At 70.9% G+C, this 14,017-nt stretch carries 11 protein-coding genes and 2 pseudogenes; 11 read left to right on the forward strand and 2 right to left on the reverse strand.

Features of this window, described 5'->3' with window-relative positions:
- Positions 1-26 precede the first annotated feature (26 nt).
- Together OG841_RS45040 and OG841_RS45045 are read left to right on the forward strand one after the other, a co-directional pair.
- Entirely contained in the window at positions 27-1,160 is a 1,134-nt protein-coding gene (locus OG841_RS45040; RefSeq protein ID WP_371570077.1) for an acyl-CoA dehydrogenase family protein, read from the forward strand.
- A gap of 18 nt (positions 1,161-1,178) precedes the next feature.
- The gene (locus OG841_RS45045; protein WP_371570079.1) at positions 1,179-3,125 is read left to right on the forward strand and encodes an oxidoreductase; all 1,947 of its coding nucleotides are present in this window, start codon (positions 1,179-1,181) and stop codon (positions 3,123-3,125) included.
- 71 nt (positions 3,126-3,196) lie between these two features.
- On the opposite strand, the pseudogene OG841_RS45050 reads toward OG841_RS45045, so the two are convergent.
- Positions 3,197-3,655: pseudogene (locus OG841_RS45050) on the reverse strand (3-hydroxyacyl-CoA dehydrogenase family protein); the annotation flags it as partial.
- A gap of 701 nt (positions 3,656-4,356) precedes the next feature.
- Here OG841_RS45050 and OG841_RS45055 point away from each other — a divergent pair.
- The 3 genes from OG841_RS45055 (at position 4,357) to OG841_RS45065 (ending at position 7,526) form a co-directional block, all read left to right on the forward strand.
- Positions 4,357-5,730 carry a chloride channel protein gene (locus OG841_RS45055; RefSeq protein ID WP_371570081.1) on the forward strand — a complete coding sequence of 458 codons (1,374 nt, stop codon included), beginning with the start codon at positions 4,357-4,359 and terminating at the stop codon, positions 5,728-5,730.
- Positions 5,731-5,926: 196 nt separating this feature from the next.
- Positions 5,927-6,319: a DUF7144 family membrane protein gene (locus OG841_RS45060; protein WP_328636053.1), complete on the forward strand. Its 393-nt coding sequence runs from the start codon at positions 5,927-5,929 to the stop codon at positions 6,317-6,319.
- A gap of 364 nt (positions 6,320-6,683) precedes the next feature.
- A complete protein-coding gene (locus OG841_RS45065) occupies positions 6,684-7,526 on the forward strand; it encodes a hypothetical protein (protein ID WP_328636052.1) in 843 nt (280 codons plus the stop codon).
- Positions 7,527-7,918: 392 nt separating this feature from the next.
- Here the strand turns inward: OG841_RS45065 and OG841_RS45070 are convergent.
- A pseudogene (locus OG841_RS45070) lies at positions 7,919-8,208 on the reverse strand (3-hydroxyacyl-CoA dehydrogenase NAD-binding domain-containing protein); the annotation flags it as partial.
- 74 nt (positions 8,209-8,282) lie between these two features.
- Here OG841_RS45070 and OG841_RS45075 point away from each other — a divergent pair.
- The 6 genes from OG841_RS45075 (at position 8,283) to OG841_RS45100 (ending at position 14,012) form a co-directional block, all read left to right on the forward strand.
- Positions 8,283-9,338: an alcohol dehydrogenase catalytic domain-containing protein gene (locus OG841_RS45075; RefSeq protein ID WP_371570084.1), complete on the forward strand. Its 1,056-nt coding sequence runs from the start codon at positions 8,283-8,285 to the stop codon at positions 9,336-9,338.
- Between the two features lie 110 nt (positions 9,339-9,448).
- On the forward strand, positions 9,449-10,237 hold the full coding sequence (locus OG841_RS45080; protein ID WP_328636050.1) for an enoyl-CoA hydratase/isomerase family protein: 789 nt from the start codon (positions 9,449-9,451) through the stop codon (positions 10,235-10,237).
- Positions 10,238-10,242: 5 nt separating this feature from the next.
- Positions 10,243-10,623: a Zn-ribbon domain-containing OB-fold protein gene (locus tag OG841_RS45085; RefSeq protein ID WP_328636049.1), complete on the forward strand. Its 381-nt coding sequence runs from the start codon at positions 10,243-10,245 to the stop codon at positions 10,621-10,623.
- Positions 10,620-11,765, forward strand: a complete 1,146-nt coding sequence (locus tag OG841_RS45090) for a thiolase family protein (RefSeq protein WP_365121360.1) — start codon at positions 10,620-10,622, stop codon at positions 11,763-11,765. Before OG841_RS45085 ends, OG841_RS45090 begins: the two co-directional genes overlap by 4 nt.
- Positions 11,766-11,838: 73 nt before the next feature.
- On the forward strand, positions 11,839-13,041 hold the full coding sequence (locus tag OG841_RS45095; protein ID WP_365121362.1) for an acyl-CoA dehydrogenase family protein: 1,203 nt from the start codon (positions 11,839-11,841) through the stop codon (positions 13,039-13,041).
- Positions 13,038-14,012, forward strand: a complete 975-nt coding sequence (locus OG841_RS45100; protein WP_365121365.1) for a phosphotransferase family protein — start codon at positions 13,038-13,040, stop codon at positions 14,010-14,012. Before OG841_RS45095 ends, OG841_RS45100 begins: the two co-directional genes overlap by 4 nt.
- Positions 14,013-14,017: the final 5 nt, after the last annotated feature.

The following is a 14,017-nucleotide window of genomic DNA, read 5'->3' on the forward strand; positions in this document are numbered from 1 at the left end:
CGCCACCCGAGCACGATGGAGACCCCATGCACCCCCGTCACCCCGACATCGACCCCCAGCTGCTGTCCCAGACCGAAGAACAGCGGGAACTGCGCAGGGTCCTGCGGGACTTCTTCACCGAGGCGAGCGGCCCCGAAGACGTCCGCAAGCACCTGGCCACCCCGCGCGGACACGACGAGAAGCTGTGGGCGCGGCTCGCGGGCGAGATCGGGGTGCATGGGCTGGCGATTCCCGAGGAGTTCGGTGGGTCCGGCTTCACCTTCGCCGAACTGGCCGTTGCTCTGGAGGAATCAGGGCGTGCGCTGTACTGCGGGCCGCTGCTGCCCACGGTGGTCCTCGCCGCGCACGCCCTGCTGAACAGCGGGGACCAGCAGGCGTGCGAGCGCTATCTGCCTCGGATCGCGAACGGCACGCTCACCGCCACGGTGGCCGGGTTCGAGGAGTCCGGGCCCGGCGTCGACGCCGAGCGGAGCGGGCCGGGGTGGGTGCTGCGCGGGGCGGCCGACTTCGTACTGGACGGAGCGGGCGCGGATCTGATCGTGGTCCGGGCCCAAACGCCCGACGGCGCCCGGGTGTTCGCCTGCGAGCCGGCCGAGGACACCTGCCCGCGGACAGCTCGCCGTGTCCTGGACGAGACGCGCCGCCAGGCGCGGGTGGAGTTCCGTGGCGCACCGGCCACACCCGTGGGCGGGGCGGGTGAGGTGACGGCGGTCCTCGACGCCGGGCGGGCCGCGCTCGCCGCCGAGCAGGTCGGCGGCAGCGGCCACGCGCTGGACGCCACCGTTCAATTCGTCGCCCAGCGCGAGCAGTTCGGGCGTCCCATCGGCTCCTTCCAGGCGGTCAAGCACCGGCTTGCCGACGTGCTGGTCGCCCTCGAGGCAGCCCGCTCGGCATCCGCGTACGCGACCGCCTGCGTGGCCTTGGCGTCGCCGCAACTTCCGGTGGCCGCGAGCGCCGCCGCCGCGGTCTGCTCCGAGACCTACCGTCTGGCCACGGCCGAATACGTCCAGCTGCACGGCGGGATCGGCTTCACCTGGGAGCACGCGGCACACCTGTACGTGCGCAGGGCACGCAGCAGCGAAGTGCTGTTCGGTACGGCGAACCGGCACCGCACCCGGCTCGCCGAACTCGTCGGCCTCACCACGCGACCCGCGGCCTGAGCAGGCACGGAGTTCCCCATGACACCCAGCGCCGACCTCACCCTCGCCACGCCGTTCACCCTCGGTGATCTCACCCTCCGCAACCGCCTCGTCGCCACCGCCCACGCCACCGCCGCCGTCGCCGACGGCGCCCCCACCGACAGCGATGCGGCCTACTGGCGCCGCCTTGCGAGGGGCGGCGCCGGGATGGTGATCACGGGCGGCACCGCCGTGGCCCCCGAGTCGACCCTGCCGCAGCGCTACCTGACCGAGGCATGGCGCCCCGAGATCAAGGACGCCGTACGCCGCCGGGCCGATGCCATCACCGACGGCGGCGCGGTCGCCATCGCCCAGCTCGTCCACCTCGGCCGCGAGACCCTCGGCGCGGGCACCTACTATCCGCCGGTCTCCGCCGCCGCCGTCCGTTCCCCTCGTGAGGCGACCGCGCCCCACCCGCTGAGCACGGAGGAAGTGCGCCGAGTCGTCGACGCCTTCCGCGTCTCGGCGGCGAACAGTGTGCGGGCCGGCTTTCACGGCGTCGAACTGCACGCGGGCCACGGCTACTTGCTCGCCCAGTTCCTCTCCCGCGTCAACAACATCCGCGACGACGAGTACGGCGACCGTATCGCCCTGCTCGCCCAGGTGATCGACGCCATCCGCACCGAGATCGGCCGACTCCCCGTCGGCGTACGGGTATCGGTGGAACCCGGTGACAACTCCGGGCTCGACCTGGACGACCTGACCGAGCTGCTGCCACGCCTGTACGAGGCATCGCCCTTCACCTACGCCAACGTCACCACCGGCGTCCGCAACACCTACGTCCCGGGCATGGCCACCACCCGCCCGCCCCTGCTGGAGTCGGTGGCTCGGCTGCGTGCGGCGGTGGCGGTGCCGTTGCTGACCAGTCAGGGGTTCCGGTCGGTGGCCGGCATCGAGCGGGCGCTGGACTCGGGGGCCGACCTGGTGGGCATGGCACGGCCCTTCATGGCGGACCCGGACTTCGCCCGCAAGGTGATCGCGGGCGACGAGCGCTCCGTACGCCCCTGTACGGGCTGCAACGAGGGCTGCCGGACCTTCGAGCCCACCGGATCCTGCTCGGTGAACCCGGAGCTCGGCCCGCCAGGGACCGCGTCCCGCCCGGCGGTGCCGCTGTTGCTCACCCGGCGCGCATCCCGCACCGGACCCGTCGCCGTCCTCGGCGCGGGCCCCGCGGGCATGGAGTGCGCCATGGCCCTAGCCCGTACCGGCGCCGAGGTCGTCGTCTTCGACCGTGCCCCGGCGGCCGGCGGCCAGGCGCGTCTCGCCGCACTCGCCGCGCACCGCTCCGGCTGGCAGAAGCTCGTCACGTACCAGCGCGACCAGCTCGCCGACCTCGGCGTCCCCGTGCGGCTCGGTGCGTCCGTCACCTCTGCCGAACTGGCCGAGTACGCCCAGCTCGTGCTCGCCACCGGCGCCGAGGAGACGGTCGTTCCCGTCCCGGGCGAGATGCGCCGGCTCACCAGCACGGACTTCCTCGACCAGTACACCGACCTCGTCCCGCGAGCGCCCAGGGTGGCCGTCCTCGACGACGGCTTCGGCTGGTGGCAGGGCATCAGCGCCGTCGAGAGCGCGTTGGCGGCGGGCGCTCGCGAGGTCACGGTCGTCACCCCCGGCACGGGGTTCGCGACGGGCCTGTCAGCGGAGAACCGCACCCAGCTGATGAACCGCCTCACCCGCGCGCCCCTCCGCATCGCCGCGATGAACACCGTGACGGCCACGACGGTCGGCGAACTGCTCCTGCGCAATGTCATGGACGGCCACGAGACGACTCTCGCCGCCGACATCCTGGTGACCGTCGGCGAACGCCGCCCGCGACGACCGGAGTTCACCCCAGCCGACGGTCAGACCGTCCGCGCGATCGGCGACTGCGTCGTGCCGCGCCGCATCGCGCACGCCCTCGCGGAGGGGCGCGCGGCCGCGGAGGGGGTCGCGACGGGGGCGCCGTGAGAGAGCGATCGCGTGTGTGAGCCGGCCACTGGACTACCAGCGGCCGACTCATACAAAGGAATGCCGTCTGCTCAGGCCTCGTCACCGTAGACTCCGCGGCCGCTCTTACAACCCAGGTGGCCGGCGGCGACCATCCGCTGGGGCAGCGGGGGAGCGGCCTACAGGGGCTCCTTGAACTCGTCGTACAGCGAGTCCGCTACGGCCTGTGCCGTGTCCAGGCCGATCAGGCCGGGCAGCCGCAGCGGGCCGATCGGGTGGGCGCAGCCCAGCTCCATGCCGCTGTCGATGTCCTCCGACCGGGCGGCCCCGGACTCGACCGTGCGGACAGCCGCGAGCAGACACGGCAGCAGCAGCGCGTTGACCAAGAACCCGGACCGGTCGGGATCCTGGACGACCGCCTTGCCGAGCCGCTCGGCGACGAAGGAGCGGGCGCGTGTCACGGTGTCGGTGGCGGTGGTGAGCGCGGGGATCACCTCGACCAGCTTCTGTACCGGTACCCGGTCGAAGAAGTGCAGGCCCACGACCTGGGCAGAGCTGACGCATCACGTGGAGTGCGTGGCGATCCTCGAACCGGCCGCGAAGGGCCCTTGACCTGCGGATTTGTGCGTGCCCATGATGTGAGGTGGGGGCGTTGGGGCGATATCGTGGCGCTGAAATGGCGCTGAAATGGCGCTCGTGACGCTCAATTGGCGCTCGTCCTGATCGGGTGTCAGGCGGCTTTCGGGCAGCTCGAGCACTTCACCTTCACCTCGCCCTGCCGGAAGGCGATCCTCAGCTCGGCTATGCCGTGATGCCGAATTGGACGTAGGCCACCATGATCGGTCTTGAGGGTGAGTGCGTGGGCGGTAGCCGAGTCCGTGCCGTGTGCCCTGATCCTTCCCTGTACCCGTCACCATCACAGGGCGGTCACGATCGCCGTTACGTCCGGGAGGGCCGTGAGATCGCAGGAGACAGCCGCTGCTCCAAAGCCAGCCCGGCACGCCGTTCTGGAGAAGCGGACGACATGGCGGCAGGGGTACTCGGCGCTGCGTTCCCCGGCTCCGCCATGCACCATTCGAACCATAGGAGGAGCGGCCCGCCCACCGGACGGTGGAACTCGTGCCGATCTCTTTCGGCCCAGTGAGTCCCCATTTCGTTTCTGCCATGACCCCGCGGCGGCCGCGGCCGACTGCCCCAGCTCCGGAGTCCGGATGCAATCCCGCTGTATCGCGTGCATGTCGGGGGCCTCGTCGTGACCTCTGCAAGCCGTCCGGTCGCGCCTGACGGAAAGCCCCCAGCGACCGCCACGGACCCCCTGACTCTCGTCCGTAGCCGTGGTTACGTGGTTCTCCTCCTGATCGCGGCGGTTCTCGGCGTCCCGATCTCGGCGGCGGCCTTCGGTTTTCTCGCGCTCGTCAACAAGCTCCAGTCACTCACCTACACGGATCTGCCCCAGGCTCTGGGCTTTCATGGCACGCCCAACTGGTGGGCGGTGCCGCTGCTGGCCGTGGCCGGGCTCCTTGTCGGTCCGATCGTCCGGTACCTCCCCGGCAACGGTGGTCACGAGCCGGCCCAAGGGTTCGTGGCCTCGGGCCCGACCCCGACAGTCAATTTGCCCGGCGTGGCGCTCGCCGCGCTGGCGTCACTCGGCTTCGGGGCGGTCATCGGGCCGGAGGCCCCGCTCATCGCCCTGGGCAGCGGTCTCGCCGTGGCGGCGCTGCGTCTGGCGCGGAAATCGTTCCCGAAGCAGGCGACCGCCGTCGTGGGAGCCTCCGGGAGTTTCGCCGCGATCAGCACCCTGCTCGGTTCGCCGCTGCTCGGAGCGTTCCTGCTCATGGAAATGTCTGGCTTTGGTGGAGCTATGCTCGGCGTCGTCCTGGTGCCCGGGTTGCTCGCCTCCGGCATTGGTGCGCTCATCTTCACCGGCCTGGGCTCGTGGACCGGCCTGGGTACCTACTCGCTGACGCTGCCGAACGTCCCCCATGCCGCCACACCGGATGCCGCCGGGTTCGGCTGGGCGCTCCTGATCGGGGTAGCGGCGGCGCTGCTCGGCGTCGGGATCCGGTGGCTAGCCCTCCATTTGCTGAAACTGGTCGAACCGCGACGGCTGACGGCCACCGTGCTCGCGGGTGTCATCGTCGGTGTGATCGCCTTGCTCTACGCGGAGTGGACCGGCCACCCGGCGTCGGGGCTGCTGTACTCCGGACAGAGCGCCCTCGGCCCTCTTCTCACCGCCAACGCGCAGTATTCGGCAGGCGCGCTCACGGTGCTCGTCGCCTGCAAGGCAGTGGCCTACTGCGTCTCCATGGCGGCTTTCCGTGGTGGCCCGGTGTTCCCCGCCATGTTCGTCGGCGCAGCCGGCGGTATCGCACTCTCCCACCTGCCCGGACTCGGCGTGACCGCTGGGCTCGCGATGGGCGTGGGTGCGATGTCGGCGGCGATGCTCAAGTTGCCCATGACCTCTTTGTTGCTGGCCACCCTGCTTCTGGGCCATGAGGGGCTCACTGTCATGCCGTTGGTGATCGTGGCGGTCGTGGTCTCCTACGTCCTCAGCCTCAGGTTGCCCCCACCGCCGACCGCCGCACCCGCCACCGAGCAGGACACAGCCGGGCCGCCGAGCAGCTGAGCCAGGTGGTGCGGCGGTCCGCAGCTCGACCCTCCGGGCCCACCACAGCGCGGCCCATTTGCCAGGCGCCCGATGCGGAGGTGACCGTCGTTTTCCAACCCCCACGGGCCCCTACCGATTGCGGCCCGCGACGTTGCTGCATCTCATGGATCCCATGCAGCAACAGACAACCTCGTCAGACGGTGCCGTGCCACCGATGGAGCGATCGCACTGGGTGGCCTTCGCCGGAATCCTGCTCATGGTCAGTGCCCTCTTCAACCTGCTCAACGGATTTGTGGCGATCTTCAATCACGGCTACTACTCGACCGTCTACTCCCAGGGCAATCGGTTGCTCATCCTCAACTACACGGCTTGGGGCTGGATCTGGGTCGCCATCGGCATCGTGATGGCCCTGGCCGGTCTCGGCGTTCTCGTGGGTTCCAGAGCGGCGCGACTGACGGGTGTCTGTCTGGCAGCGTTCTGTCTCGTCGGTCAGATGATCTTCCTTCCCGTCTACCCGTTCTGGTCTCTGTGCACCATGGTCGTGTCCGTTCTGGTCATCTTCGGTCTGCTGGCCGAGCCGCGGCACGTGCACGGCGCGCGCGTGTAGGACAGAGCAGGCCCGGAGGACTGCCGCATCGGGGGCACGGATCGGGGCAGCGCGGGCCGCATGAGGCGCGTACGGTCATCGAAAGCCCCCGAGCCGGGTGCGAGACGGGGGGTGCCGGTGCTGCTCACCACGCTGTTTCGGCGTGGTCGGCCCGTGACACGGCCGTTTCAGCCCTCTCGCTCCCGGCCACCTCCTCGGAGTCTGCGTCACCGTCGCGGCGGCTGCGGGCCTGGTCTGCGATGACGAAGGTGCACTCCCGCCGAGACCGGGCCGGCCAGGGCCCATGCCACCCCCTCGCAGGCTGTCGCTCGACACGACGGCGTTTCGCCCGTCCTCCGGTCCCGCCCATTTCTAAGCTCGGCCCGTGGGACAACCTGAGCAGCGCGCCGAGGGCGCGGGACCGTTCACCACCCGGCTCACCTGGCGCCCGCCCGGCGGCGGCACCGCTGTGTGGGATTCCCGGCTCGCGCGCCGACGCGGAGTACTCGCCGTCCGACCCCACGGTGCGGCGGCAACTCGGCACATCCGTGCGGACGCCGTTGCCATCGCCCGCCTGCACAGACTCAACGCCATTGCCGCGATCGCCTTCGTCATCGGCGGAGCCCTCTTCGCCGCCGGCGCGGCCGTCGCCCAGTTCGGCTCCGGCGACGCCACCGAGTGCGCCTCGATCTACTTCGCGGGCGGCCTGTTCTTCAGCACCGGCGGGTACGTCTCACTGCTCCAGGTGATCAACGCGCCCCGCCACGAGGGGGGCGGCGAAGGCCGGCTGGTCACCGGCCGCTGGCGGTGGTGGAGCTACGAGCCGATGCGGGTGGACTGGCTGAGCACGTTCGTCCTGTTCGCGGGCACACTCGTCTTCGCCGTCGACTTGCTGGATTCCTTTCTGCAGGGCCTGAACGTCCACCAGGTCAACAGGCTGATCTGGGTGCCCGATGTGATCGGCTGCGCCCTCTTCCTGCTCTCCGGCCACCTGGGCTTCGTCGAGATCTGCCACGGCCGGCCCTGCCTCCGTCCGCACAACCTCGGCTGGCGGATCGTCGCCGTGAACCAGCTCGGCTCCGCCCTCTTCATGGTCTCCGCGCTCGCTGCCTATACCCGACCCGCCACCGACAGCCTCGTCAATACCGACATCGCCAACTGGGGCACGCTCACCGGCGCCTTGTGCTTCTCCCTCGCAGGCCTCCTCCAACTCGGCGAACACCCATAGGGCTCGCAGGCAAGGTGACGGAATCGGGGGCCGCTCGGCACCGGTGGCCCTCAGCTCGTCCGGACCGACCTTCCAGCCGACGTGGATCCGGTGGGTACCCGGCCACCGTCCGGTCCGTGCCCCTGGTCCTCCGGGCAGGCATCCACGGTGGTCCGGACGAGGGTGTGTGCCGTGCTGATGACATCGGTGGGTAGCAGCCGGTCCGCGCCCTCCTCCGGGCCGGGGTGCTGAGGTCCGGTCCTACGCCGCGGGCGCGCAGAATGCGACGCAGCGAGTCGCCAGTTACTCGAAGGCGTCCACGGCCCCTTACTCCACCAGCGCATGGTCGAGTTCGGCTTGCGAGCGCAGTTCGGCCAGGGCGGTGACGGCGAGGTTGGCGGGACTCGTCCGGGCCGGTTATCGGCAACGGCCTCGATGACGATCTGCCGGTCGGCCCCGGGCGCCCGGATCATGGGTGAACGACAGCCGGGCCAGGGCCTGGTCGTTGTCTGCCTCGCCGAACCTGCCGCGCCGTGGACCGCGGTACAGGGACGCCGTGACACGTCCGCGGCCCGCCGCGGCCAGCTCGGGCGTCGACTCGGCGATGGATGTTGACGTCGAGGCCGCGCACGGCGGCCACCTCGGCGATGCCCGAGCCCATGGGTCCGCAGCCGACGATGCCAAGGCGGGAGATACCAGGCAAGCATTCTATTGAAGTCAGTTCAGTTCAGTGACAATCTCGGAGGTGTCGTACGGGACCGACACCGAGGAGGAAGCATGCTGGCCGCCAGGCTGTACGGAGCCAAGGATCTGCGGATCGAGGAGATGTCCGAGCCCGAGCCGGGGCCGGGCCAAGTGAAGATCCGCGTGGCGTACGCGGGGATCTGCGGCACCGATGTGCACGAGTACTTCGAGATCCCGCGGGCCACGCACGTGCCCAACCCGCTCACCGGTGCCACCCTCCCGCAGACCCTGGGGCACGAGTTCGCCGGGACCGTGGTGACCTGCGGGGAAGGGGTCGGCCGGGTCGCGCCCGGCGCCCGGGTCTGCGTACGGCCGATCCGCACCTGTGGAGTGTGTCCGCGCTGCACGTCGGGGCTGTCCCACCTGTGTACGGCCCTGGCGGCGATCGGTGTGACCGCCCCGGGCGGCGGCCTCGCCCAGTACGTGGTCGTGCCGGCCGACTCGGTGCATCAGTTGCCCGACGGTGTCCCGCTGGAGCAGGGCGCCCTGGTGGAGCCGATGGCGGTGGCCCTGAACGCGGTGGAGCGGGCCCGTGTGCCCCGTGGCGGCAGCGCGCTGGTGACGGGTGCGGGCGCGGTCGGGATGGGTGCGTTGTTCGCGTTCAAAGCGCACGGTGTCGATGAAGTGCTGATGGTGGAGCCCTCGCCGGCACGCCGTGCGGCGGCCGAACGGCACGGGGGTCGGGTGCTCGACCCCGGCGCGGTCGACGTGGCCGCGGAGGTGATGGCCTTCACCGGGGGGCGTGGCGTGGACGCCGCCGTCGAATGCTCGGGCCGGGCCGACGCGCTGGACGCCGCGATCCGCTCGCTGGCCGCCCGGGCGCCGGTGGTGATGGTGGCCCTGTACTCCGGCCCGGTGGCCATCGACGCGTCCGTGGTGCGCCTGGCCGAACTCGCCCTGCTCGGCTGTGAGGCCTACCCGGACGGGGTCTTCGAGAGGGTCATCGAGCACATGGCGAGCGGTCACTACCCGACGGACGGCTGGCTCGACCACATCCCGCTCCACGACACCCTCGCCGGGCTGCACGACGTCCGGGGCGCTCGACGGCTCAAGGTCCTCGTGGACATTCCGGACGGCGGCGGGAGTTGAGCCGGGCGGACCGGCGGACGTCCTTACGGCCAATCTCGACCAGGGGGTTGACAGTGGATCACCCCCTCCGCAAACTCGTAGTGAATTCAGTTCAGTTTGGAGGATCTGAGATGGCAGTGGAAGACGAAATCCAGTTCGAGCGTGATGGTCATGTCGCCCGCGTCTGGCTGAACCGACCGTGGAAGAAGAACTGCGTCACGGTGCCGATCCTGGACCGGCTCGACGAGATCATCACCGAGGTCGACGAGGACCCCGAGCTGCGCGTTCTGGTGTTCCGCGGCCGTGGGGGCACCTTCTGCTCGGGCTTCGACCTCGACAGCCTGAAGGCCGACTTCGTCGGCAAGTCGAACGCCATCGACGTCGCGGTGAAGTCCGCGAAGGTCTGCGACCGGCTCTACTCGATGAAGACCCCCTCCGTCGCCGTCCTGGAGGGCTACGTCACCGCGGGCGGCTTCGAGATCATGATCTCCTGTGATTTCGCCATCGCTGCGGACGACGCCAAGATCGGCGACTTCCACATCCGTCGCTCGCTGTTCGGCGGCGCGGGCCCGATCTACCGCGTGCCGCGCATGATCGGCATCCGCAAGACCAAGGAGCTCATGCTCACCGGCAAGCTCCTGTCCGGCACCGAGGCCGCCGAGTTCGGCCTGATCAACAAGTCCGCCCCGGCCGACAAGCTGGACGAGACGGTCGAGGACTTCATCGGTGACCTCACCGACAAGAGCCCGTTCACGATGTGGCTCACCAAGATGACCATCGACCGCAGCCTGGACGCCGACACCCAGTCGCTGATGGTGATGGAGCACCTCGCCGTGGGCGTCGCGCTCAACTCCGAGGACGCCGCCGAGGGCGTCTCGGCGTTCCTGGAGAAGCGTGAGCCCAAGTGGCAGGGGCGCTGATCCGCATGACCACGGATCCGCGCAGTCCGGCGACCGCACTCCAGGGCTCACGCTGCCCCGGCTGCTCGGTGTCGGTCTACCCCGCGGACGACGCGTGTCCGCGCTGCGGAGGGCCGGCCGACCCGGCGGCCCTGTCGGGCGCGGGCACCCTGTGGACCTGGACGGTGCAGCGCTACGCACCCAAGTCACCGCCGTACCAGGCCCCACCGGGCGGCTTCGCACCGTTCGCGCTCGGCTACGTCGAACTGCCCGACGGCGTACGGGTGGCCGCCGTCCTCGACGTCGACGACCTCGATGAGGTCCGCATCGGCATGCCCCTCACGGTGACCGCGGACGAAGGGGTGCCGCGGGCCCGCCCCACCACCGGCCACAAGGGGAGCGCATGAGCGCCGACGTCCTGATCTGCGGTGCCGGGCGCACCCCGTTCGGCCGCACGGAGGCAAGCGGCCGCCAACTGGCCGTCGGCGCGGTGAACAGCGCTCTGGCGGACGCCGGAATCGAGTGGTCGCGGGTGGGAGCGGCGTTCGGCGGCAGCGACAGCGCCGGGCTCGCCGACACCCTGGTGGCCCAACTCGGCCTCACCGGGCTGCCGTTCGTCAACGTCAAGAACGGCTGCGCGACCGGCGGCAGCGCCCTGGTCTCCGCCGTGAACGCGATCCGCTCCGGCATGGCGGACGTGGTCCTGGCCGTCGGCTTCGACAAACATCCGCGCGGCGCCTTCGACCCCCGCCCCGAGGACTGGGGACTGGGCGCCGAGTACGGCAGCGACGGATTGATGGTGACCACCCAGTTCTTCGGCATGAAGATCCAGCGCTACATGCACGACCACGGAATCACGCCGCAGACCCTCGCCCTGGTCGCCGAGAAGGCTTACCGCAACGGGGGACTGACCCCCGAGGCATGGCGGCGCAAGCCGGTGTCCGCCGAGGAGATCCTCGACTCCGGCATGGTCAGTGATCCCCTGACCCGCTTCATGTTCTGCTCGCCGGGAGCGGGCGCCGCCGCGCTCGTCCTGTGCTCGCCCGAGGTCGCCCGCACCCTGGACGGCCCGTCGGTCACCCTGCGCTCGGCGGCCGTACGCACCCGTCGCTTCGGCTCGTTCGAGGTGTTCAGCCCCTGGATCCCCGGGGGCGAGCTCACCAGCGTCAGCCGCGACGCCTCCGCCGCCGCCTTCGAGGAGGCGGGGCTCGGTCCCAGCGACGTGGACGTGTGCCAGCTCCAGGACACCGAGAGCGGCGCCGAGGTCATGCACATGGCCGAGTGCGGGTTCTGCGAGAACGGCGAACAGGAGCGGCTGATCGCCTCGGGCGCCACCGAGATCGGCGGCACCCTGCCGGTCAACACCGACGGCGGCTGCATCGCCAACGGCGAACCCATCGGCGCGTCGGGACTGCGCCAGGTCTACGAGGTCGTCCAGCAACTGCGCGGCCGGGCCGGCGAACGACAGGTCCAGGGCGAACCGAGGGTCGGCTTCACCCATGTGTACGGCGCCCCGGGCGTGAGCGCCTGCACGGTGCTGTCCCGCTGATCCCCGAAGGAAGGGCCCGCGGCGGAGGGATCAGCGACCGAAGGTTCCGCGACGGAGGAAGGAGAGGAAGGCAATGAGCGGTATCCCGGCCCCCGACGAGTTCCGCGCGCAGGCCCGGCAGTGGCTCGCCACGGTCGCGCACCCGCGCACCGCCGACGGGGCGTGGGGCAGTGGCTCCGACTCCGTCGCCGTGTTCGAGAACTGGACGCAGCAGCAGGAACGCGAGCACACCGCCCGCACCCAGGAATGGGAACGCACCCGGTACGACCAGGGCTGGGGCGCCCTCAACTGGCAGACCGCGTACGGAGGCCGCGAGCTGCCCGCGTACTACGAGCAGCTCTACCGCACCGAGGAAGCGGCCTTCGACGTGCCGCACCGCACCGAGATCTTCCCCGTGACCCAGCAGCTGGTCGCCCCCGCCATCGGCATCTGGGGCACCGACGAGCAGAAGGGGCGCTGGCTGCGGCCCATGCTGCGCACGGACGAGCTGGCCTGCCAGCTCTTCTCCGAGACCGAGGCGGGGTCCGATCTCGCCGCGGTGCGCACGAAGGCGGTGCGTGAAGGCGACCACTGGGTGCTGCGGGGCCACAAGGTGTGGACCTCCGGGGCCGGCGTCGCGACCTGGGGGGTCGCCGTGTGCCGCACCGACCCGGACGTACGCAAGCACGCCGGCATCACCGTCTTCCTGGTGCGCATGGACGCACCGGGCGTGACCGTACGGCCCATCCAGCAGATGACCGGCGGGGCCAGCTTCAACGAGGTCTACCTCGACGACGTGACCGTGCCCGACACCGACCGGCTGGGACCGGTCGGTGAGGGCTGGCGGGTCACGCTGAGCGTGCTGGCCGCCGAACGGCTCGACTCCGGAAACCTGGGCCTCGACAACGCCGACCGGGCCCTGGACCTGGCCAGGAACCTGCCCCGCCCGCTCACCGGCGGCGAACAGTGCCAGGCCGCCGACGTCTACCTCCGCGCCCTCGTGCAGCGGCTCATCGGACTGCGGGTGACCGGCGCCCTCGTCGCCGGACGCGAACCCGGAGCCGAGGCCTCGGTCGGCAAGCTGTACGCCACAGAGACCATGCGCCGCACCAGCGACCTGGTGTCCGAGCTGCTGGGGCCGCGCCTCGTCGCCGACACGGGGGAGTGGGGCACGTACGCCTGGACGGAGCACCTGCTTGGCGCGCCCGGATACAGCATCGCGGGCGGTACCGACGAGATCCAGCACAACATCCTCGCCGAGCGGGTGCTCGGCCTGCCCAAGGAGCCCGTCCGATGAGCACGGCCACGCAGGTGTCGGAGCTGGCCGCACGGGTCTGTGACGCTCTCGCCCGCCGCCATCCCGGGGCGCCCGTGGGCGAGTTGAGGACCCTGCCCGGCGGCCACTCGGGGCTGACGTACTCGGTGACCGCGGGCGAGGCGGCGTACGTCATCAAGGCGGTGCCTCCCGGGCAGCGGCCCGTCGGGCGCAACGACGTGCTGCGCCAGGCACGGGTCCTGGGAGCGCTCGCCGCGACCGCGGTGCCGGTGCCGGGCGTCGCCGCCGTCGACGAGAGCCAACCGGCCTGGTTCGCCATGGACTTCGCCGCCGGTGAGGCCGTAGAGCCCGTCCTCGACGAGCCCGAGGTGCTCGCCGCCACGGCCCGGGCACGCATGCTGGAGATCGCCTCCGTACTGCGGCGGCTGCACGAGACCGACATCGACACACCCGGTCTCGACGCACCCGAACCGCTCGACGCCGCCGGTGAGCTGGCGCGATGGAGCCGCACCCTGCACGCCGTACCGTCCGAACTGCGGCCGGGAGGCGAGGAGTTGCTCAAGCGCCTCGCCGACGATGTGCCCGACGGGCTCGCCCCGGTGCTGCTGCACGGCGACTTCCGGCTCGGGAACGTGCTGTGCGTCGGCGAGCGCGCGGTGGCGGTCGTCGACTGGGAGATCTGGAGCGTGGGCGACCCACGCATCGACCTGGGCTGGTTCCTGCTCTTCGCCGACCACCGCAACTTCCCGCAGCTGGGCCGCGCGGTGCCCGGCCTGCCCACCGAGGCCGAACTCCTCGACGCCTACGGCGGTGACGGCCCCGCGCTGCCCGCGATGGACTGGTTCCGCGCCCTGGGCCGCATGAAGATGGCCGCGATCATGGGCCACAACCTGCGCCGGCACCGCGAGGGCAAGCACCACGACCCGGACCAGGAGCGACTGCCGCCCACCATCGCCGCGATGATCCGCACGGCGCGCGACATCCTCGGCTGACCCGG

The organism is Streptomyces canus, assembly GCF_041435015.1.
In the GTDB taxonomy this organism is placed as follows: domain Bacteria; phylum Actinomycetota; class Actinomycetes; order Streptomycetales; family Streptomycetaceae; genus Streptomyces; species Streptomyces canus_G.

Coding starts and splice junctions, on each gene's coding strand:
- OG841_RS45080 (WP_328636050.1), top strand. CDS start 9,449: ATGGCAGTGGAAGACGAAATCCAGTTCGAGCGTGATGGTCATGTCGCC.
- OG841_RS45095 (WP_365121362.1), top strand. CDS start 11,839: ATGAGCGGTATCCCGGCCCCCGACGAGTTCCGCGCGCAGGCCCGGCAG.
- OG841_RS45045 (WP_371570079.1), top strand. CDS start 1,179: ATGACACCCAGCGCCGACCTCACCCTCGCCACGCCGTTCACCCTCGGT.
- OG841_RS45075 (WP_371570084.1), top strand. CDS start 8,283: ATGCTGGCCGCCAGGCTGTACGGAGCCAAGGATCTGCGGATCGAGGAG.
- OG841_RS45090 (WP_365121360.1), top strand. CDS start 10,620: ATGAGCGCCGACGTCCTGATCTGCGGTGCCGGGCGCACCCCGTTCGGC.
- OG841_RS45060 (WP_328636053.1), top strand. CDS start 5,927: ATGGAGCGATCGCACTGGGTGGCCTTCGCCGGAATCCTGCTCATGGTC.
- OG841_RS45040 (WP_371570077.1), top strand. CDS start 27: ATGCACCCCCGTCACCCCGACATCGACCCCCAGCTGCTGTCCCAGACC.
- OG841_RS45100 (WP_365121365.1), top strand. CDS start 13,038: ATGAGCACGGCCACGCAGGTGTCGGAGCTGGCCGCACGGGTCTGTGAC.
- OG841_RS45085 (WP_328636049.1), top strand. CDS start 10,243: ATGACCACGGATCCGCGCAGTCCGGCGACCGCACTCCAGGGCTCACGC.